Below are 20,498 nucleotides of genomic sequence, written 5' to 3' on the forward strand. Positions count from 1 at the left end.
AATCAATGAGATTTATTCAAAATAGTCCCGTTTTGTTTTGATTTTTAAATAAAAAGTTGTTTTTATCCAAAATTCAGCCTATTGTTTGTCGATCAACAACTAATTAAGGTTTATTATGAAAACCATCAAAGGCCCTAGTATTCATCTTGCTCAATTTAGCGATGATGTTTTCCCTTTTAACCGTCTAGAAGATATTGCTGCTTGGGTAGCAAACCAAGGCTTTGAAGCGGTACAACTTCCTGCTTGGGATAAGCGTTTATTTGATGTCAATTTTGCAGCAGAAAGCCAAGATTATTGCGATGAAATATTAGGTACTTTAAACAATCATGGCTTAAAAGTTAGTGAGTTAACGACTCATATTTTTGGGCAGTTAATGGCTGTGCACCCTGCTTATGACTCAATGTGCGATAACTTTGCCCCATCTCATTTGCATGGCAATTCAGCGGCTTGAACCGAGTGGGCAAAACAGCAAATGCTCGCTTCAATTCAAGCATCTGCCCGCTTAGGACTTAAAGACATGGGAACATTTTCAGGTTCTTTGGCATGGCCTTATGTATTTCCATTTCCTCAAAGACCGTCAGGACTCATCGAAACGGCGTTTGATGAATTAGCGTGTCGTTGGCTTCCTATTTTGAATGCTTGTGATGAACAAGACGTCAACCTTTGCTATGAAATTCACCCCGGTGAAGATTTGCATGACGGCATTACATTTGAAATGTTTTTAGAGCGTACTCATAACCACCCACGTTGCAATATTCTTTTTGACCCAAGCCATTTTGTTTTGCAGCAACTGAACTATGTGGAATATATCGATATCTATAAAGATTTCATTCGCATGTTTCATGTTAAAGATGCCGAATTTAATCCAACAGGCCGCCAAGGGATGTACAGCGGCTATCAAAGCTGGGGAAATCGAGCGGCTCGATTCCGCTCTACGGGTGATGGTCAAGTTGACTTTAAAGCGATTTTTTCCAAGTTAGCACATTACGACTACGAAGGCTGGGCAACGTTGGAGTGGGAATGCTGCCTTAAAAATAAAGATGATGGCGCACGCGAAGGCGCAGAGTTTATTAAGCAAAATATTATTCATGTCACCGATAAAGTGTTTGATGACTTTGCTGCTGCCCCTGTGAATCAGACTCAAATTAATCAGTTATTAGGTATTTAAGGAATCGTAAAAGATCAACATGAAAACTCACCTATTCAATGAAAACTCGTATAACGAATTCCAACATCATTACACTCACATCGAAAGTAAAAAATTACACTACGTCACCTTAGGGGAAGGTCCAGCTGTATTGCTTATTCCCGGTTGGCCGCAGACATGGTACGCGTGGCACAAAGTCATGATCGAACTAGCGAAACAGGGTTATCAAGCAATCGCAGTTGATTTACCCGGAACAGGAAATTCAGCTCCACTGGATGGAAGTTACGATACGGGGCGTATCGCTAAAATTTTATCAATGCTGATGACTGAACTTGAGTATCCAACTTATTCGGTTGTTGGTCATGACATTGGTATGTGGGTTGCCTATGCGCTTGCATCTGACTTTCCTGAGTCAGTGACTCGTCTTGCGGTAACAGAAGCAGTGATTCCCGGTTTAGCGCCCGCACCTCCTATTTTTGTTGAGCCGAGTGAAAATATCTTTCTTTGGCACTTCATGTTTAACCAGACCTTAGATTTACCCGAAGCCTTAATCGCGGGCCGTGAAGATACTTATTTAAATTATATGTTTGATAAATGGTCGTGGCACAAAGATAAAGTGGCGATTGAAACTTATATTGAAGCCTATAAAATTCCGGGTCGATTAACGGCAGGTTTTAATTATTACCGTTCTATTCCAGAGACCATACGTCAAAATAAAATCAGAGAAACTAAAAGCTTAGACATGCCAGTTTTAGCCATAGGCGCTGAACATGCCACAGATAATGCACCTTATGAAACCATGAAAAAGGTTTCACCGCATTTAACCAGTACAATTGTAAAAGACTGCGGTCATTTCATTATGGAAGAACAGTCAGAAAAATTTAGTTCACTCATTTTAGATTTTTTACAGCAGGAAAAAAGCGATGCCTCTACTTGCTGAAATTGAAAGCTGGCTTAAGTCCAGACCAACCGCACAAGCCGTAAACTCGTTGCAAGAGCTAAGGGAACAAGTAAATAAAGACATTATTGATCAGCAAGGCATTCAACATGATGCAAGCTACCAACAAAGTTTTCATGTTGCTGTTTCAGATGATATGGAAATTGAGGTTCGTGTTTATGTTCCATATTCACTAGAAAACGCTGAGCAACGGCCCGCTTTAGTTTTTGCTCATGGTGGAGGCTGGTGCCTTGGAAGTTTAGACGCATGGGACCGCTCGTGTCGGTTATTAGCAGAATCCACTCAACAAGTTGTATTTTCTGTGGACTATCGATTGGCTCCAGAGTTTAAGTTCCCAACACCTTTAAATGATTTTTTTACGGCATTCCGCTATATCAGTGAGAATGCTTCACTGTTTGGAATTGATCCAAACTATATTGCTGTAGGTGGAGATAGTGCCGGCGCAAACATAGCTGCGGCCACATGTCTCATGGCAAAACAACATCCAGAAATTAAGGTGAGCCATCAACTTCTTTTCTACCCAGCCTTAGATGCCACCATGAGTAGCAATTCTTATAACCAATACGCCGAAGGTTATGGTTTGGACTCATCCACAATGGTTTATTGCTGGGATCAATATTTGCCGCATGAAAGTGAAAAACAGAATGAACTTGTAAGCCCGTTACTTGCTCAGTCTTTAGAGGGGCTACCGGATGCAACCATTTTTATTTGTGAATATGATCCCGTTCGTGAGGATGGTGAAAGATATGCTCAAAAATTGAGAGATGCCGGTATTAAGGTGAACTTTCATTTGTTAGACGGAATGATTCACGGCGCGATTCACATGCTGGCAATCAGTCCCGAGAAAATAAAATCTATCTATAGCAAAATTCGTATGTAGATATATTTGTTTCCAACATTCAAACATATTGCTTAGTTGGCCACTCTTTAAAATTGTTTAATTACATATCTAGAGTGGCCCAATTAAATTTTAACTATGGATGTCGGTTACAGTGAATCCTTATTGAAATAGCCCTTTTGCTTATTTATTTAAATGTGGTAATTGTTTAAGAAAATCTTTTAAAGGCATCGGACATCCCCATAAATAGCCTTGAAACTCCGTGCAGCCATTGTTTTTAAAAGCGTTAAACTATTCCAACTCGATCGATTTATTTATAGTAGTAATTGTTTTCACTGGAAGTGCATCAAATAAGGTTGAAAAATAACTCATTTTAGACCAAGTATGAACATTACCAATAATATACAAACGACTCTTAGCTCGTGTCACAGCAACATTTAATAAATTTGGAGTTGAAGAGGCCCACGCTCTAGCCCCTTCTCCTATACGTTCTTTTGCTGTTCCTAACACAAGAAATACGATATCAGCCTCTTTGCCCTGAAAAGTATGCACAGTACCACATTCAACACCTATTAACCCTTCATCTTTAATACGCTCTTTACATGCTTGAATAACTTTTCTAAAAGGTGAAATTACATATATTTTCTTTTTCGAATTATCAACTGAAGCTTTGCGTCTCTCTTCAAGCTTTCTTAAAGAGTAAATCATTACATCTAGTTCTTCAGAATTAACAGGGTGTGTAAAATCTATTGAGTCCACATTGAACCATGTACTGGCTCCTATGTCATAGGCCATATCTACAGCTTTAGGATTTCCTGCACTATCGACACGTCCCTGAACCATTTGACCAGCATAAGCAATGCTATTTGCAATAGAAAACATAGGGTCATCACAACGACGATGCGTTCTTAATGGCATGCCAGTCCAGATTCTCGATTGGTCATCACCACTACCATCATCGATCCATGAACCCAATGGTGTTATTCGGTCAGCAAGGGTTTGTACAGATTCAAATACTGGGGACCAAGATAAATCCACATCATGTTGTTTGCGTAAGATCTCAACTACGCTATCTGGTAATGTAAAGACAGGTTCAACCTGTAAAGGATCACCAATTAAAATAGCTCTTTTGCTTCGCCAAATTGCACCTGCTGCCGATTGAGGAGTAGCTTGACCCGCTTCATCAATTAATAACCAACCTAGACTATCTTGTCCCAAGCCAGCAAAAAGCCGACTAAATGAAGCCAAAGTTGTTGAGACAACAGGAACAACAAAAAATAAGCTGTCCCAAATCAATGGACGATCCTCATAGGACAACCCTTTAGCATTCCCTGATAACATTTGCCCAACCATTCTTAAATTACTTAAAAATCGTTTGGCATTAGATAAAATCGTTAGTTTATGTAGTTCTATTGATTTAATAAAAATATGGGCCCGAGTATCATCTATAATTTCCGATGTATTTACTGAAGCTCGATGCAACTCTTCAAACGTTAATTTCCAGAAATCAGGGCCAATCAGATGTTTTACACCTAAAGTTTGTATTGCCTGAAGATCATGACTCAATCTCTCGTATTCTTGTCTTATCTTAATGAGTTCATCATTTAACTCTAATAGCTCTTGTTCGCAGATTTTTATCGTTTGATTTCTTAAAGTCTTCTCATAAATTAGATTTTCATACTGTGAAGTGGTTTCTTGCAATGATAAAGTCACCTCATTAATCCGCTTATCATAGATTTCCATGCGGTGAGTCCGATAACCAAATAGTGCAAATAAACGATCCCATAATCGAGGTCCATGTGAAATATGGATTTGCTCTAATATCTGTTGTTTAGACTGCATTAAGATAGACTGATCTTGTAGTTCACTTTGTATTTGATGAAATACATTTTGATGTTCATTTAATTTTTTATTCTTGAGCGTAATCGTTTGCGTTAAGTTTTCTTTCGTCTCCCTACATTCTAAAATCGCCAGTGACGCACGCTCTGCTTTCATTAAAATTGAACGCTTTTGCTCCATTAGTTCAATTAATTCAAGAAGTTCATTCTTTGCTTTATGCCACTCTTGTCGATAAATAGCGGTACGAGGAATAGCATCTTCCAGTATTTGTTTCATCGATACAAATGAATCTTTACTATCCTCATCATCACTCTCAGTAACATGATCTTCTTTAAAAAATGCACGAGCAAAAGATCTACGGTTAGTACTATTACCTAGAGCGGCAGCAATTATCCCCCATGTAGGAATTATTGCTTGATTTTCATCTAGTACTTTTTGACTATCAAATACCCCCTTTATGACCTCGGGAAAATATAAAGAGTTTGATGTGTACTTCTCATCTAATTTACCAAGTGCAGGTAGCTCCTGTGAAATATTTTTTACAGCATTATTATTGTTGCTACTCACAACTATTGAAGTATCACGTACCAACTCCTCTACAATTGGAGAAAACATTCTACCCATGAGTTGAATAGGCTTTTTAAATATAGCATCAGGTGTAGAAAGTGCCGAGATCCGCTTAGCTCTATCAGTAATAACGGTTGCAATAACATCACATAGTAAAGTTGTTTTTCCTGTACCTGGCGGCCCATTTACACCAATAATCCCGTCTTGATTACCCAGTAAATTTCCAATATGAGCAACAACTGCTTGTTGAGCTAGCACTAAAGGTTTATCTGGTGAAGCGGGCCAACGGGTAATAGGTAAATGAGCAGCGCAGACAAGCTTCCCCATAACTTCATGATTTTTTAAAATATCTATTCTTTCATGATGAGTGATGGAGGGTCCAAGATATCTTGTTAAGGCTTGTCCAAATGCGTGATTAGACTTGCTCTTTTTCAGCATTTGATCAAGATCATCTAAATAAAATGAATTAAGGTAATTAACCTCTTGCTCGACATTCTCTATTATTTTTTTTCTTGGCAATTGTTTAGTGACAACTACAAACCGCCAATCTAATCCGACTTGGTCATCTTGATCAAAAATAGATCTAACCAATTCGCTCTCGCCTTCTAGGTCCTTCCAAGAACATCGATATTCATGTTTTAACTGAGATAAGCGATGGCAACGCTGAGCAAACTCCTCTTTTGCTCGAGCAAGTCTTGCATTCAGATCAGTAAGAGGTTCTCCCCGACTTAAAGCTTGAGTCCCATATACGTAACTGGCAGGCATATAACTATCCTCACTTAAACGACCATTTTCGTTTACAGTAAAAGATGCTAACCAACCAGTGCCAGAAATTCGTTCACGTTCTTTATCACTTAGCTCTTGCCTTACAATCTTTCGTAAAACAAGTCGAGTAAGGTCTTCTTGATCAGCAACACCAATATAAACGGTATGCATATACATATGTTTTGATGTTGGTTGATACTCCGCCTTATCCCAAGGTAATTGCTCACCAACCCTTAAAGTTATTATCTTTGTAAATTTATTACTATCTTTTGCTGTTGGAGCCGAAGGGATCGTGAAAATTTCTAAATCGCGCCAAAATGAAAGAATTTGGCTAACTTCAGTACAACTATGATTAATTTTCTTATTATTCATGTAAATTCTCAGTAAACACTTATTTCCCAATTTAACAGCATGGTAGCATTCGTGGTCGACAAGCAAATTAATTCAGCTCTGGAAAAACCCGCGTTGAGTTTGTGCTGTCCATCAATGCGTTGTAAAAAGACTTGGATATTTAAAAGTGTATTTGAAAATTGAAAATACACAGCACGGTGTAGGGAAAGAAAACCCAAACACTCTAAAATCCGATATATGTTATTAAGCATTTTTATTTTAAAACTCAGTCATCATCGACTTCATTCTATAAAAAATAGACAGATTTGTCTATTTTAAAAAAATATTCATAAGCAACTAATTAATAAAATTTTATTTTAAAAAACAATACTCAATTAAAAAACTTACTGATATGATTTATATCAAGAACAGTCGTGATTTAAATATCTAGTAAAAATTAAAAATGATCTTGGCAACAACAATTCTGTTATTTACTGAGGTTTCGAATTTTGCTTTAGATGCAAACAAATGTAAATTCACAAAGTTAAAAATTAGAGTCACTAAAAATGATCAGTTGGAACTTGAATAGTTTAAAAAGTCCAGACCTGATAGGAATGGGTCTTATGAATTCCACAAAACCTAAATTTCTAAGCATTCAACTTAGCCATACAAAATATATCTAATTACGTTTAAAAACACTTACCTACATATAGGTGTTTACCACATTTTAACTTAGGTAAAAATTTGTTGAATTTATAAACGATACATTAAGTTAATTCAAATCATTCAGATGTGGTAATTGCTTCAGAAAATCATTTAATGGCATTGGACAGCCCCATAAATAGCCTTGAAACTCCGTGCAGCCATTGTTTTTAAAAGCGCTAAACTGTTCAGCAGTTTCAATCCCTTCTACTAACACTTGAAGGTTCAAATCTAGTCCAATTTTAATAATACCCGTGACTAATTTATTACTCCGTTTATCATCCAAAGCTGCTTGCACAAAGCTACGATCAATCTTGATTTGTCTAATGGGCATTTTTTGTAAATAGCTTAAAGATGAATACCCCGTACCAAAATCATCAAGAGAAAGCTGAATTCCATGTTTAGACAAGAAATGCATTTTTTCGATGACGCTCACACAATTATTTAAAGCAATACTTTCGGTTATTTCTAATATGAGTTGAGCTGGATTAACTTCATATTTTTGAACCATGGCAATCACGGTCTGCTCAAAGTTTGGTTGCATGAAATGATCAGCACTAATATTAATAGAAAGTGTGAGATCTTTCGTCGCTTCTTTTTCACTCCAATCTTGTAATACTTTAATCCCCTGAACCAATACCCATTCCCCAATTTCAGGTATTAAATCAAAAGTTTCAGCAGCCGGAATAAAATCTTTTGTAGGAATGTATCCCAACACTGGATGATGCCAGCGCAACAAGACTTCTGCCCCGATAATTTTTTCAGAAGAATTCATTTGCGGTTGATAAAAAAGTTCAAATTGTTCTTTGGCCAGTGCTAAGCGTAAGTCTTGCACCATGGTATTTTCTGTTTGTATCTCTAATTGCATGGCATAAATTGAAATACAAATCATGAGGGTAGCAACACATGTCGCGATCCACCCGCCATGATCACGAATATTTTCTGATAAAGGTATTGCACTATCGAGCGTAAAAGAACTTCCACTAAAAAATATAAAGCACGCGATCGATAAGATAATTAAAACGATTTGTAAAAAGCTCGGATCTCGGCGGTAATTTAAATATCCTAATATGGCTCCAGCGGGTAAAAACAAATGAGCTACCCGAGGACGATCCAATGTGGCTACATCAAAAATTAGGCAAAAAACCACAGGAAAAGCCAAAAGAACAATTTGTGATAGAAGAATACCAGCTGAAATTCGACGTATATAAATTAAAAAAAGACTAAATATAGATACTAGTGTAAAAAACACATCCATATAAACAATCAGCCACATTTGTGCAAATGCGAAATATATGGTCCAAAACAAGCAAAAAATAATGCAAATAAAAATATTTGCTTTAGCAGCAATTGTAAGTTGTTGGTCCTTTATAGCACGGTAGTTTTTCTTGTGTTTTTTTAAGTAAGACAAAGCAATCATAAAATCAACCGTAAAATATTTCTTGATGGTTCCCCCATATTGATTATTCATTATCCAATCCAGGATTCAATCAATAAAATTTAATGTCTTACACCTTTGTTATTTATATTATTATTTTTAGATTAGGTGTTTTTTCACTATTGCTAGCAAAGTCCGTTTGTTTAATAAATGTGGTTAAAAAACATCACTTTTCAATGGCCTCTATAATTTAAAGTATAGCCATACAACAATACACGTCTCTACTAGGCTGACACAAGGCTTGGATGCCAAAAGCCAGCTCCCCTTCAACTCTTTTTTTCACGTCATCAAAATGGCTGACTTATCTTTTTTAGTCCTATAAAGAAACCTGTTTCAAGCACTACGATTCATCCATTAGTTCAACCAGCTTCTTACAATATATAGTTTCCATTATTGATATTAATAACAATTATCATTACTATTTAAGAATATCTTAAATGTTTGTTTAATCGTGCTACTCATTACCAATTTGTGGGCTCCTCTGCTATGAACCTGAATGTAGATAAACAAGTATGGTTTAGCCAAATTTACCGTTCTCAGCAAAGCACGCTCTTGTCATGGTTTAAACATAAACTTCAGCATCATCATCAATCTGAAGACCTGAGTCAGGAAGTGTTTTATCGTGCTTTAAAAAGTGAATATAGTTTTAAACAAATTAAAGAGCCTCAAGCATGGCTGATGGGAATCGCCAAGCATGTGATTATTGATTATTGGCGTCGTCAACATATTGAAAATCTCTATCTCGATGCCCTACAAAACCTTCCACAAGAATATTATCCCTCTGCTGAGCATGAAGTTTATATTCAAGAAACCTTGTATCAGGTTCATTTAATATTAGAAAAACTCCCCACCCGAACGGCTCAAGTGTTTTTGATGTCTCAGCTAGACGGCATGACTTATCGAGAAATTAGTGAAAAAATGAATATTTCTGAGGCCACTGTAAAAAGAGATATGAAACAAGCTTTTTTGGCTTGCATAGACCTCTATCATTAAACCCGTTAAACGCGCTTAAAATTTCTACCCTATGTCAGATATTACGAAAATCCCTCATCATGTTTTAGATGCAGCCGCAGATTGGTTGGTCCTTTTGCATTCAGGGGAAATGACAGCGTTACAGCAGCAACAGTTTGAGCAATGGAAAGCTGAAAAAAAAGAACATCAATTAGCACTCCAGCAAATGGAAAAGTTTAGCCACGGTTTAACAAACCTTGCAGGTAACTTCCCTTCCGAAGCTTTAGTCCAGTCTAATCAAAAATTTAATCTCGCTGCAAAACGCAATCTGCTGTTAAGCCTTTCAGGCTTAGTCATCGTTGGCTTGTCTGCCTATTGCATCCCTTGGGAAAAATGGCAATCTGACTATCACACCAAAGTGGGCGAAATTAAAAAAGTATCGTTAAAAGATGGTTCACAACTCATTATGGCAAGTAATTGCTATGTCGATATAAATTTCACGCAAGAGACACGTCAGATAAAACTAATTGATGGGGAAATCTATATTGAGACTGCCAAGGATACTCAACATCGGCCGTTTATTGTCGAAACAAAAAATGGTTCAGTAGAAGCCTTAGGAACTCAATTTTCAGTGAGACAAGAAAATAGCGAACAAACAAAAGTTAAGGTTTATAAGCATGCAGTAGCCATTGAGCCAGAGAACTCCTCTAAACGGCAGATTCTAAAACAAGGCCAGCGTGCTTTTTTTGATGAAAAATATATTTCAAAATCGCTTCCACTCGATAATGATCAACCTTACTGGACCCAACAACTTTTGGTCGTAGATCAATGGCCACTCCAAAAAGTGTTGGATGAACTATTCCGCTATAAAAAGGGAACCTATAGCATCGATCCGGAATTGAAAAATATAAAAATTTCGGGTGTATTTTCGCTCAAAAATCCTGAGCAAAGCTTAGAAACTTTGGCCTATAGCCATCAACTTGAACTGACCTATTACAGTCCTTATCTGTTAAATATTAAAAAAAGATAAAAAAACATGACCCTTTTTTTGATCTGGTTCGACTTATAGAGAAATACACTCCACTGTCGAGAAGACCACATGAAGGATTATCAAGCAAAAAGTAAACTGGCTTTGGCTATACGTGCAGTGCTGTGGAGTACGCCCTTGGTGGTCACGGCGCTTACCACAACTTCTGCTTACGCTGCGCAAACTTATCGTATTTCAATTAATCAAAGCACACTTGATCAGGCCATTAAGCAGCTAGCGATTCAAACGGGTACAACCATTAGCTACGATAATGCCAGCCTTTCAAAAACAAAAAGCAAAGCGCTTAAAGGGAATTACGCCGTTGACGATGCCTTAAACCTTTTATTGCAAAGTCATCCATTTGAAGCTGTTAAAGTCAACAATGGCGGCTATAGCATTCGAGTGAAGTCTTCTCCCGCTCCGATTGAACCCAAAGTCTTTCAGTTGGAAACCATTAAAACCAAAGCAAATAACAATAATGAATTTGATACAGCGGGTGGTGAAACGGGCACAGCTCATTTAGCAACGATTCATATCAATGCTGATCATGGCGAAAACCTAACAACCGAAGGTTCTGGTTTATATACGGCGAAAGCGACCACCGCTTCTAATGGCTTAGCTTTAAGTTTAAAAGAAACGCCTCAACTGGTCAGTGTAATCACCAATCAACAAATGAAAGATCAGAACCTGACACAATTAACCGATGTTGTAAGTCAGGCAGCAGGCCTCTCAATTAAACAAGGCGGAAATATTGGTAGTGATAATTCCCCTATTTACGCTCGCGGTAAAGAAGTGGATAGTTATTTACTCGATGGCGTGAAGCTCATGAGTTCATATTCAAGTATTTTCCAAAGTCAGGACATGGCTTTATTTGACCGTGTAGAGGTTGTGCGAGGTGCAAATGGCTTAATGACAGGTGCCGGAAGTGCAAGCGCAAGTATCAATCTGGTCCGCAAAAAACCATTACAGGACTTTAAAGCTTCGGTGAGTGCTGACATCGGTTCTTGGGATTCTTACCGTACCGATATTGATGTATCTACACCACTTAATGAGTCAGGAAGTCTTCGTGGTCGTACCCTGTTTGCCTACCAAAAATCAGACTCTTACATCGACCGTTACAACGAAGAACGCAAAGTGGCTTATGCAGTAGTAGAAGCCGATTTAAGTGACCAAACCAAAGCAAGTTTAGGTGCTAGCTATCAACAAATTGACATGACTGGCGTTGCTAGAGGTGGCTTACCTAGCTTTTATACCGACGGGAGTTTAATCGACTGGTCACGTTCAGATTCAGCGGCAGCGAGTTGGACGGGTTCTGACCGTTCTACTACATCTTACTTTGCAGATATTGAACACAAGTTGAATGACTACTGGAAATTAAAAGGTGTAGTGTCTAGAACCATTACCGATTCTGACGAAATTGTAGGCTATACCTACTCAAGTGAAGGAATTGATAAAGCCACTGGTAGCGGGGCGATGTTATATGCAACCCGTTGGGATTATCGTCCTACTCAAGACTTGTTCAATTTAACCTTAAACGGATCATTTGATTTGTTTAATCAAACTCATGATGTAGTACTCGGCACAACCTACACAAAAAGTAAAAATAAACGCCCCACCTATTCTGGCTGGAATAATGGAATGACATGGGACGGCACTCTAAAAAATATTTTTACGTGGGATGGTAGTACACCTAACCGCCCCGAAACAAAAATAGATGGCTGGTACAGTGGAGATGATCGTAGCCAATCTATTTTTGGTGCTGTTCGTCTTAAAGCAACCGACAATCTTGCAGTCATTTTAGGTACGCGTATTGAAGACTGGGAACGTGTAACAGCCAACCATTCAGATGCTAACAATAAGACCACCTACACAACACAAAAAGAAAGCGGCAAAGTCATTCCTTATGTCGGTGTTACCTATGATTTCACAGACAACTGGACTGCGTATGCAAGCTACACCAACATTTTTTCACCACAAGATAAGAAGGCCCCTACAGGCGAATATATAGAACCGTTAATAGGTAATAGTACCGAGTTGGGCATTAAGGGTGAGTTTTTTGATAATCAGTTAAATGTCGGAGCTGCTATTTATCAAACTAAAGAGGACAATACAGCGATTGCATTGACCGATGTATTTGCTCCAGATGGTTCTCAAGCATATCGAACAGAATCTGGCACAAAAAGCCGCGGCTTTGAAATCGAGGCGACAGGTAAGTTAACTGATTTATGGCAAGTTTCCACAAGCTTTAGCCGTAATATATCAAAAGATAGCCAAGACAATCGATTAAATACCGGTGTGCCAAATAACACAGCCAAACTATTTACCACCTATACCCTGCCTTATCTTGATGAAGCCCTTACTATTGGTGGCGGTGTTCGTTGGCAAAGTGAGATTTACGAAAAAAATGCAGTCTCTGCAACGGGTCGATTTACTCAAGAAAGTTACGCTTTGGTCGACTTAATGGCACGTTATAAAGTGAACAATAATCTTATGCTCAACTTCAACCTTAATAATTTATTTAATGAGAAATACCATTTAGCCACTACAAATAGCTATTACGGCGCTCCAACTAATTTTCGAGTGGGTGTGAAATATGAGTGGTAAATAAATTAGTCGACTTTTAAAAACCTTACTTCAGAGGCAAATAATGTTCTTCTGAAGTAAGGTTAAATCTACTTAATAAACTGGACTAGAATATTTTCGACTAAGCTCAGGCTATAATATTAGACATGCTCTATTATTTTATTTAATTCTCATATGAAGAATACGTTTTCTGACAACAATCAAATTAGACAAGTGTCTAGTTTCTCTGAACTTATAAGTACAAAGTTTCAAGGAGAGGCAAATGCGATGTGTTGGCATAGAAATTTGGTTGGTGACTTTAAAGAAATTGTGAATAAACTTCATTTAAAAGGAAATATTACAGAAGTTACTGTTGAAGACCTTTTAGCGTTACAGCTTTCAGAACAAGGCAATCTGGCAAGGAAAACTATTTTAGAAGACATACAGCAATTATCTGATTTCGGTGCATCACCCGTACTGAATTTACTTAAATATTATGAACGCGATGACGAGCTAGATTTCATTTCAACAGACGTATATTCATTTCATGTCGATCGCTCCCCTATTGAAACCGATACATTCTTATGTACCTATCACGGCGCCGCGAGCGATATTGTGCCTAATGATCAGGTTGAACAAAAAGTTTTAATCCCAGAAATTAGAGAAAAACTCAAAGAATTACATGAAGGCTCAGATGCTGAATTTGAAGCCTTCTTGGCAGAGTATTTTTTTGATTTGCATTATCAGCCTAAACCTAACGCCCAACCTGTAAATTTAGGCAAGGGACATTTGTGGCGTTTGGCAGTAGATCATCCTACACAACAGGTTTTGCCGTGTGTTCATAGAGCGCCTGTTGAAAAGGATGGTGAATATCGATTGCTGTTGATTTGTTAAGTGTTTCAGTGGTTAATTAGTTTTTATGGAGTAATGTGTTGCCACTCCCATGAATGGAATGGCTTGAAGTCACTTTATATCAACAATACTTGTTTAAAGATTCATCACCTATCACCAAAAAGAGCAATCCCTAGACCTACCAGCATGACCACTGTTCTGACCAGTTTAATCATAGAAACTGGGCGTTCAGTCGCTCCCATCAACCCAAAATGATCAATTAATAATGACGAGATAATTTGCCCAGCAATTGCCAGCCCCAGCAATGCAGACAACCCAATTCTAGGCGCAAGGACGACATAACTAAGTAGTGCGCAAGAACCTAGAACTCCGCCTAAAAGACTCCACCATGGCTGAGCAGGAATAGCGATCAGCGAAGGAGCGATTCCACCTCGCACCAGAGAGTAAATCCCAAGACATACCGCACCAGCTGTAAACGAAAATAACGCCGCAACAACAGAATCCCCGCCTATGCCTTTAGCCAGTTGGCCATTCAACGTGGTCTGTAGAGTAATCCCTAATCCCGCAGCAAAGGCCATGAGGTAATAGATAACATTCATCGTGTTTGCCCCCCTTTCATCTGGTTTATTCAAGGGGCAAAAACGTTTCGGCGAAAATGTCTGGAACATAACCAGCCGCAGCAAAAAGATGCTGGCGAGATTCATCAATCGCTGCACGAAGTCGCTCACTGTCCACACCCAACACTTTACCGTCACGTTTAACGATTCGTCCGCCAATCATCACTGTATCAATATTGCTGCGCTCAGCTGCATGAACCACCGTGCCAAACGCGTTACCAGACGGATAAAGGTTAATATCGTCTGTTCGAATCAATATCAGGTCAGCCTGTTTTCCAAGGGTTAGACTGCCAATTTTTTCTTGTAAACCTGCACAAGTTGCACCATCAAGCGTCGCAGCTTTTAGAAGATTTTGAGCCTGAAGGGTTACTGGCGAATGTGCTGAACCACAACATTTGTTCTGATGCATTCCCATGACACGTTGTAAATAAAACGCTACGCGCATTTCCATAAACATATCGCCACTGTAAGACGTTTCATTATCAACACTCAAACCGGGTCTAATGCCGTGACGTAGAGCCGATTGCATGGCAAACATACCGTCTTCGATGCCATAGTGGGCATCTGATCGTGGGCATACGTTTACTCGTACTCCAGCCTCGCGCAAAATTTCCCATCCAACATCTGGCAGCGAGGTGCAATGGTTAAAGATATTATCTGGTCCTAGCAGACCTTGCTGATGCAGACCCTCTAGTGCAGCAGCCATTTCACCACCAAAAAATTCAGTAATGATTGGCAGCCCCAATCTGCGTGCCTCAGCCCATAGTTCAGGTTCTAGCTGAGCCATAGCAGCCAGTGATACCAAACTGCTTTCGCTGTTTTTAAAATATTTTTTTTGTAGGCGTTCAAGATTGCTAGGCCAGTTCGCTCTATCCCAGTCTCCTGAGACTGATGCACCAGAAGCGTGTACAGCTCGAATACCAGCATCTAGTAAAGCTTCAACAGCCGCATCAGAGTGAGCGGCACTACGACTATTGTGCGAGTTATCAATCACTGTGGTGATACCCGCATCTATACAGCCTAGAGCTGTAAGCAAATTACCGATGTACATATCTGCTGGACGATAGTACTTGGCAAAAGAATAGTGCGTCGCGTTGCAATAGTCTTCTAACGTTTCAGCATTCGGATTAATCCATCGCAGTTGCCCTTCCCATGAATGTCGATGAGTATCGACCATACCCGGCATCGCGATCATATTGGATGCATCAATAATAGCTGCACCTTCGGCTTCTAAATTTTCACCCACGGCGGTAATCTTGCCGCCCTCAATCAGAATATCTCCGCGAACCATGTTCCCAATCACGCTATCCATGCTTAGGATCGTCGCCCCACGAATCAGCGTTCTATTTGGTGAAGACTCAGTCAGCTGCACTATGTTTCTGTTGTAATCAGTCATCATTATTCCAACTTCTCAAATGTATGCTGAAAATCTATCTGAAGTGATAATGCTGAAAAAGCTGGTTAAACTGTTTTTATTATTCAGCGGAAGCGAATAATCTAAGAGTGTGAGTACAGTATTGGGACAAAGGTATGAGATTGGATCGTATTCAGGCAATGCAGATTTTTGTTCGGGTAGCAGAAGCTGAAAGCTTTATCCATGCAGCAGAGGCACTTTCCCTACCAGCCTCAACAGTCACTAGTACAATTAAAAATCTTGAAAAGTATTTACAAGTGCGTCTGTTAAACAGAACAACAAGACGGGTTAGCCTGACGCCAGAGGGAGCAGAATATCTGACCCAGTGCCGAGAAATACTCGACCTGATTGAACATACAGAATCTAACCTGACCAATGCCATCAAACAGCCACAAGGTCGATTACGAGTTGATATGCCTGCGGGCATCGCTCATTCGGTGATCATGCCGAACCTGCAAGAGTTTCAACAACGTTATCCAGATATTTACCTCATGATAGGTGTCAGCGATAGACAAGTAGATCTTATTAAGGAAGGCGTAGACTGTGTGATTCGGATGGGGAATCTAGAAAACTCCACCCTTGTTGCCCGCCCTCTTGGTGAGTTCCGTTGGGTCACATGCGCATCGTCAGCATATTTAAAAGAAAACGGAATTCCACAAACTCCCGATGATTTAGCACATCACCGAGCTATTCATTATTTTTCAGGGAACAACAGACATGCAGGTGAAATGCGCTTTCTACGGAATGGAGAGAAAAAAACTGTACAAATGAATGGTACTGTTGCCGTTAATGAAACTGAGCTTTATATAAAAATGTGCCTTGAAGGATACGGACTTGCTCAACTTGCTGAAAGACTTGTGTCAAAGCACCTCAAAGAAAAAAGACTCATCGCGGTGTTACAAGGCTGGTGCCCACCACCTGTTGCCGTGACTTTACTTTATCCGCATCAACGTTTTCTTTCACCGGCAGTAAGGGTATTTTCTGACTGGATGGCCGAGCTTATTAGCAATAATCAAACTAACTCACTTTAAAAGATTATTTTTAAGACTTTGTAAGTGCACTAACGCACTCAATAAAATATATAAGATAAATTTGTATACTCAGCAAAGCGAAAATAAGAAAAAAATATGATTTAAAGTAGTTGACCCTCACGTAACGTAAGCCCCTAGCATAAAACACACCTAAGGAAGAAGGAGCTAAAAAGATGCTGTTAAAAGTTGGTGAATTGGCTAAGCAGACAGGACTTACTGTCCGTGCTCTTCATCACTATGACGATATCGGTTTACTTCAGCCTTCGGTCCGTTCCGATGCTGGTTATCGACTATACACCCGTAAAGACATTACTCGTTTGCATCAGATTCAAGCATTACGAGGACTGGGAATGTCGTTAGCTGAAATCTATACGGTTCTTGAAGACCCCGATCTTGCTCTTTTACCCATTATTGATCAGCAGATTCAAGCAATTGATCAAAGACTGACTGAGCAAAAGAAATTGCGAAATCAGCTCAGCAAACTTAAATCTCAGATCATGAATGGTGAAGAGCTTGATTTGGAAGATTGGTTAAAAACACTGGAGCTTATAGCAATGTATGAGAAATACTTTACAAAAGAAGAGCTTGAAAAACTCACTTTCTTACAAGCAGGCAGTAAAAGTCACCAAGAATGGCAAGAGTTAACTCAAGCAGCAAATGCACTATTTAATGCTGGCGAACCATTTAACTCTGAAGTAGCTCAAGACTTAGCCCGAAAGTGGATGAAAACTCTTGAGCACAATACACGAGCTAACCCTGAATGGCTTGTTAAATTAAATACCATCAATTCAGCCGAGCCCGAATTTCAGGAAAAATTAGGAGTAACGCCAGAAGTTGTTGAGTTTTTACTTAAAGCTTTTTCTGAGAGTAAACTGAGTATTTTTGCCCGTTATTTATCTGACGATGAATTTGATTTTCTAAAAGAAAATTACATTCGTGAGATGAAAAAATGGCCTCAATTATTGGTCGATGTTGAAAAATTGATAGATGCAGAGGTCACACCAGATAGTGATGGAGCAAAGCGTTTGGCACAACAATGGCTCACTATGCTACAAGGCTATGCTGGTAAAGAAGTGGCTACCCAAGAAAAAATCCGTACAGCAATGCGAAATGAACCAAGTCTTGCTGAGGGCACTTGGCTCAAACCAGTTACCCTACAATTTTTAGAAAAAGCAGTAGCAGTATTAATGCGTAGTGCTTAGTTCTATCAAGTTAAATCGCTTTTTTATAAGAAGAGTAGTTTAAACTAAACGATATCAAAACAGCTGGCTACACCATAATTTGGTGTAGCTTTTAAAAAAATATCCTATTTATTCCTAAAATAATTTTTACTTTATTTTTAAATTAAGTAATTAATATAAATCATTATTTTATTTTCTATTGTTAATATATGACATTCACACGGACCCAATCTTCATATTTGGTTGCCTGAACATTGGTACTTGATGTAATTGCCCCATGAATAGGAATATTTTCTTTCATTCCTGTTGCGATTCTTGAATGTATTTTATCTGCTGACCCTCCCCAAATTTGAGTATGGCCAGCATCTTGATACAGTACATATGCAACAGATGCTGTGCTGGCAGCAGATTTAAGTTCAAAGTTATTGTCTGAAGTTACCGCCAATTGATACGGCGTATTTTGGCTACATTGGACAGATACATCCGTTCTTGCACCAGCAACTGGCTGAGAGCGAACAACTGAACCAAAATCTAAATTTCCTTGTGTGGAAACTTCACACGTTTCTACAATAGTTAAACTGACCTTCAATGATGTAGATATATTTCCAGCATCTGCACTATTTATTAGCAGCATTCCCATAAGAGAAAATAAGGCGTATCTAATGACTTTCATTTCTTCTCCTTATATTTTCGTTCTAATATCTATTGATCTTTATATTGTTATTTCTCTGTTCTGGTTAAAGAAACAGCTTCAGGATCTTTTAGTTATAAAACTTAATATTGCACACTGTCAATAAATACTAAACGCATGATTTGCATGTTATTTTCTTAATTTGTGATGCATTACGCGCAATCTTAGTAATTTAAAAATTAGTTGATGTTTTATTTCCTTTCAGTACACATTTTGACATCATTTATTACAGCATAAGACTGCTTACTCACTGCGTACTTTTAAAACTCTTCATAATTTATAATTTAATCATCAACTCTTGAGGATAAGATTTGATAATTCTGTCTATTATCGCAATTGCATAAATAAATCGATCAAAATAATATTGCTGTCAATAGAATATAACTTCACATATTGTTTAGCTTATAGATTCAATATTAAGAAAATTGTGAAGTTAAATTTAAAATGAATAATTTTGGCCATTAAAACTATCTATTTTTAATTCGAGAAACCATTGATATGAAAAAATATTTATTCTTACTTTTACTTAGCTTTTATTCGATTCATTCATTTGCTTCAGACAAATTACATGGCAGTGTTTGGAAAACAATTGATGATGCAACCAATCAACCTAGAGCACTGGTAAGATTTAGCGAAGATAAAAATGGTAACCTCTATGCAAACATCGAAAAAATACTTGTTCCGAGTGAAGCCAATAAATGTACGATGTGTGAGGGCCCCTTTAAAAACAAATCTTTAATTGGTTTGACCATCGTCAAAAACTTAAAAAGTTCAGGTCAAAATAAATATGCCAATGGATCTATTTTAGACCCACAGTCAGGCAAGACATATCGCTTTAGTGCAACAATATCACCAGATGGTGCAAAACTTATCGCTCGTGGATACATTGGTATCTCTGCAATTGGTCGAAATCAAACGTGGTATCGAATTAAATAAGCTTCGAGGTCTTTAAAAGACTTCATTTATAAATTGCATGGTTTTTTTGAAGTGATCATTTCTCTCAAGAACCATGTAATTTTCATTAAACACCCCTCAAAAAACAATCCAACACCCTTTCCCTCTGGTCCGCCCCATCTGAACTTAAAAGCTCAATAATTGCCCCTTCAATCATATATAAAAATAGTTTGGCATCTTGAAAGGAAGCATCGGTTTTTAGGTTTATAAGCTGGCTATAGATTTCATTGATTATCCACGTCCGGTATTTAATTGCAACTTGATAGGCTTTTGGATAGGTCAGTTTCGTTTCAAAAATTGCTTTAAATAGTAAATAGTACAGTCCTTCTAAATCTGTATGTAAGAAATAGAGCTTCTTAATCTTATCAACCACATTGGTGTTGCAGTCATACTCAGCAATTGAAACCACTTTTTCTTTTAAACGTTCTTTTTGCACAATCAGACAGATTTCAACAAACCGCTCTTTCGAGTGAAAGTAGTTATAAAAAGTCGCTTTGGGAATTTCACACTCTTTCACGATTCGATCGATTCCAACAACATGAAATCCGCGATGATGAAATAAATCAATCGACTTATTGATGACTTGTATGGCACGTGTTGGAAGAACTAACTTTGGCATAGTTTTACCGTTATA

Annotated in this window: 15 protein-coding genes and 2 pseudogenes; 10 read left to right on the top strand and 7 right to left on the bottom strand. The window is 38.3% G+C overall.

All coding sequences use genetic code 11. The annotated features are described in order from the left end of the window. Nucleotides 1-115 precede the first annotated feature (115 nt). The 3 genes and pseudogenes from AC2117_RS12010 (at nt 116) to AC2117_RS12020 (ending at nt 2,985) form a co-directional block, all read left to right on the top strand. Nucleotides 116-1,168, top strand: a pseudogene (locus AC2117_RS12010) (sugar phosphate isomerase/epimerase family protein). A gap of 19 nt (nt 1,169-1,187) precedes the next feature. Continuing rightward, nucleotides 1,188-2,087, top strand: coding sequence for an alpha/beta fold hydrolase (locus AC2117_RS12015; RefSeq protein WP_133974359.1), 900 nt, complete (start codon nt 1,188-1,190; stop codon nt 2,085-2,087). Then, entirely contained in the window at nt 2,071-2,985 is a 915-nt protein-coding gene (locus tag AC2117_RS12020) for an alpha/beta hydrolase (protein WP_133974360.1), read from the top strand. Before AC2117_RS12015 ends, AC2117_RS12020 begins: the two co-directional genes overlap by 17 nt. Before the next feature lie 141 nt (nt 2,986-3,126). On the opposite strand, the pseudogene AC2117_RS19235 reads toward AC2117_RS12020, so the two are convergent. From AC2117_RS19235 to AC2117_RS12035, 3 genes and pseudogenes are all read right to left on the bottom strand, one after another. After that, nucleotides 3,127-3,234 (bottom strand): annotated as a pseudogene (locus tag AC2117_RS19235) (diguanylate cyclase); the annotation flags it as partial. Continuing rightward, nucleotides 3,235-6,486 (bottom strand): DEAD/DEAH box helicase, encoded by a 3,252-nt coding sequence (locus tag AC2117_RS12025; RefSeq protein ID WP_133974362.1) that lies wholly within the window; start codon nt 6,484-6,486, stop codon nt 3,235-3,237. 730 nt (nt 6,487-7,216) lie between these two features. Continuing rightward, nucleotides 7,217-8,593, bottom strand: coding sequence for an EAL domain-containing protein (locus tag AC2117_RS12035; protein ID WP_133976344.1), 1,377 nt, complete (start codon nt 8,591-8,593; stop codon nt 7,217-7,219). A gap of 477 nt (nt 8,594-9,070) precedes the next feature. Between AC2117_RS12035 and AC2117_RS12040 the strand changes: the two genes are divergently transcribed. The 4 genes from AC2117_RS12040 (at nt 9,071) to AC2117_RS12055 (ending at nt 14,018) form a co-directional block, all read left to right on the top strand. Further along, nucleotides 9,071-9,577, top strand: a complete 507-nt coding sequence (locus tag AC2117_RS12040) for an RNA polymerase sigma factor (protein WP_133974364.1) — start codon at nt 9,071-9,073, stop codon at nt 9,575-9,577. A 31-nt stretch (nt 9,578-9,608) separates the two neighbouring features. Then, a complete protein-coding gene (locus AC2117_RS12045; protein ID WP_133974366.1) occupies nt 9,609-10,565 on the top strand; it encodes a FecR domain-containing protein in 957 nt (318 codons plus the stop codon). 69 nt (nt 10,566-10,634) lie between these two features. Then, nucleotides 10,635-13,166, top strand: a complete 2,532-nt coding sequence (locus tag AC2117_RS19080; RefSeq protein WP_133974368.1) for a TonB-dependent siderophore receptor — start codon at nt 10,635-10,637, stop codon at nt 13,164-13,166. A gap of 153 nt (nt 13,167-13,319) precedes the next feature. After that, on the top strand, nt 13,320-14,018 hold the full coding sequence (locus tag AC2117_RS12055; RefSeq protein ID WP_133974370.1) for a DUF1826 domain-containing protein: 699 nt from the start codon (nt 13,320-13,322) through the stop codon (nt 14,016-14,018). 104 nt (nt 14,019-14,122) lie between these two features. On the opposite strand, the gene AC2117_RS12060 is transcribed toward AC2117_RS12055, so the two are convergent. After that, nucleotides 14,123-14,575 (bottom strand): DMT family transporter, encoded by a 453-nt coding sequence (locus AC2117_RS12060; protein ID WP_197730913.1) that lies wholly within the window; start codon nt 14,573-14,575, stop codon nt 14,123-14,125. Nucleotides 14,576-14,600: 25 nt separating this feature from the next. Beyond that, entirely contained in the window at nt 14,601-15,989 is a 1,389-nt protein-coding gene (locus AC2117_RS12065; RefSeq protein WP_133976346.1) for an amidohydrolase family protein, read from the bottom strand. A gap of 134 nt (nt 15,990-16,123) precedes the next feature. Between AC2117_RS12065 and AC2117_RS12070 the strand changes: the two genes are divergently transcribed. Then, nucleotides 16,124-17,038, top strand: a complete 915-nt coding sequence (locus AC2117_RS12070) for a LysR family transcriptional regulator (protein WP_133974372.1) — start codon at nt 16,124-16,126, stop codon at nt 17,036-17,038. A 173-nt stretch (nt 17,039-17,211) separates the two neighbouring features. Continuing rightward, a complete protein-coding gene (locus AC2117_RS12075) occupies nt 17,212-18,240 on the top strand; it encodes a MerR family transcriptional regulator (RefSeq protein ID WP_133974374.1) in 1,029 nt (342 codons plus the stop codon). A gap of 181 nt (nt 18,241-18,421) precedes the next feature. Here AC2117_RS12075 and AC2117_RS12080 read toward each other — a convergent pair whose 3' ends face one another. After that, a complete protein-coding gene (locus tag AC2117_RS12080) occupies nt 18,422-18,892 on the bottom strand; it encodes a spore coat U domain-containing protein (protein ID WP_133974376.1) in 471 nt (156 codons plus the stop codon). Between the two features lie 516 nt (nt 18,893-19,408). Between AC2117_RS12080 and AC2117_RS12085 the strand changes: the two genes are divergently transcribed. Continuing rightward, nucleotides 19,409-19,846, top strand: coding sequence for a DUF2147 domain-containing protein (locus tag AC2117_RS12085; protein WP_133974378.1), 438 nt, complete (start codon nt 19,409-19,411; stop codon nt 19,844-19,846). Nucleotides 19,847-19,931: 85 nt separating this feature from the next. Here the strand turns inward: AC2117_RS12085 and AC2117_RS12090 are convergent, their stop codons facing one another. Further along, nucleotides 19,932-20,483, bottom strand: a complete 552-nt coding sequence (locus tag AC2117_RS12090; RefSeq protein ID WP_133974380.1) for a TetR/AcrR family transcriptional regulator — start codon at nt 20,481-20,483, stop codon at nt 19,932-19,934. Nucleotides 20,484-20,498 lie beyond the last annotated feature (15 nt).

It is taken from the genome of Acinetobacter calcoaceticus, assembly GCF_900520355.1.
GTDB lineage: Bacteria > Pseudomonadota > Gammaproteobacteria > Pseudomonadales > Moraxellaceae > Acinetobacter > Acinetobacter calcoaceticus_C.

Coding starts and splice junctions, on each gene's coding strand:
- AC2117_RS12015 (WP_133974359.1), top strand. CDS start 1,188: ATGAAAACTCACCTATTCAATGAAAACTCGTATAACGAATTCCAACAT.
- AC2117_RS12020 (WP_133974360.1), top strand. CDS start 2,071: ATGCCTCTACTTGCTGAAATTGAAAGCTGGCTTAAGTCCAGACCAACC.
- AC2117_RS12025 (WP_133974362.1), bottom strand. CDS start 6,486: ATGAATAATAAGAAAATTAATCATAGTTGTACTGAAGTTAGCCAAATT.
- AC2117_RS12040 (WP_133974364.1), top strand. CDS start 9,071: ATGAACCTGAATGTAGATAAACAAGTATGGTTTAGCCAAATTTACCGT.
- AC2117_RS12045 (WP_133974366.1), top strand. CDS start 9,609: ATGTCAGATATTACGAAAATCCCTCATCATGTTTTAGATGCAGCCGCA.
- AC2117_RS19080 (WP_133974368.1), top strand. CDS start 10,635: ATGAAGGATTATCAAGCAAAAAGTAAACTGGCTTTGGCTATACGTGCA.
- AC2117_RS12055 (WP_133974370.1), top strand. CDS start 13,320: ATGAAGAATACGTTTTCTGACAACAATCAAATTAGACAAGTGTCTAGT.
- AC2117_RS12060 (WP_197730913.1), bottom strand. CDS start 14,575: ATGAATGTTATCTATTACCTCATGGCCTTTGCTGCGGGATTAGGGATT.
- AC2117_RS12065 (WP_133976346.1), bottom strand. CDS start 15,989: ATGACTGATTACAACAGAAACATAGTGCAGCTGACTGAGTCTTCACCA.
- AC2117_RS12070 (WP_133974372.1), top strand. CDS start 16,124: ATGAGATTGGATCGTATTCAGGCAATGCAGATTTTTGTTCGGGTAGCA.
- AC2117_RS12075 (WP_133974374.1), top strand. CDS start 17,212: ATGCTGTTAAAAGTTGGTGAATTGGCTAAGCAGACAGGACTTACTGTC.
- AC2117_RS12080 (WP_133974376.1), bottom strand. CDS start 18,892: ATGAAAGTCATTAGATACGCCTTATTTTCTCTTATGGGAATGCTGCTA.
- AC2117_RS12085 (WP_133974378.1), top strand. CDS start 19,409: ATGAAAAAATATTTATTCTTACTTTTACTTAGCTTTTATTCGATTCAT.
- AC2117_RS12090 (WP_133974380.1), bottom strand. CDS start 20,483: ATGCCAAAGTTAGTTCTTCCAACACGTGCCATACAAGTCATCAATAAG.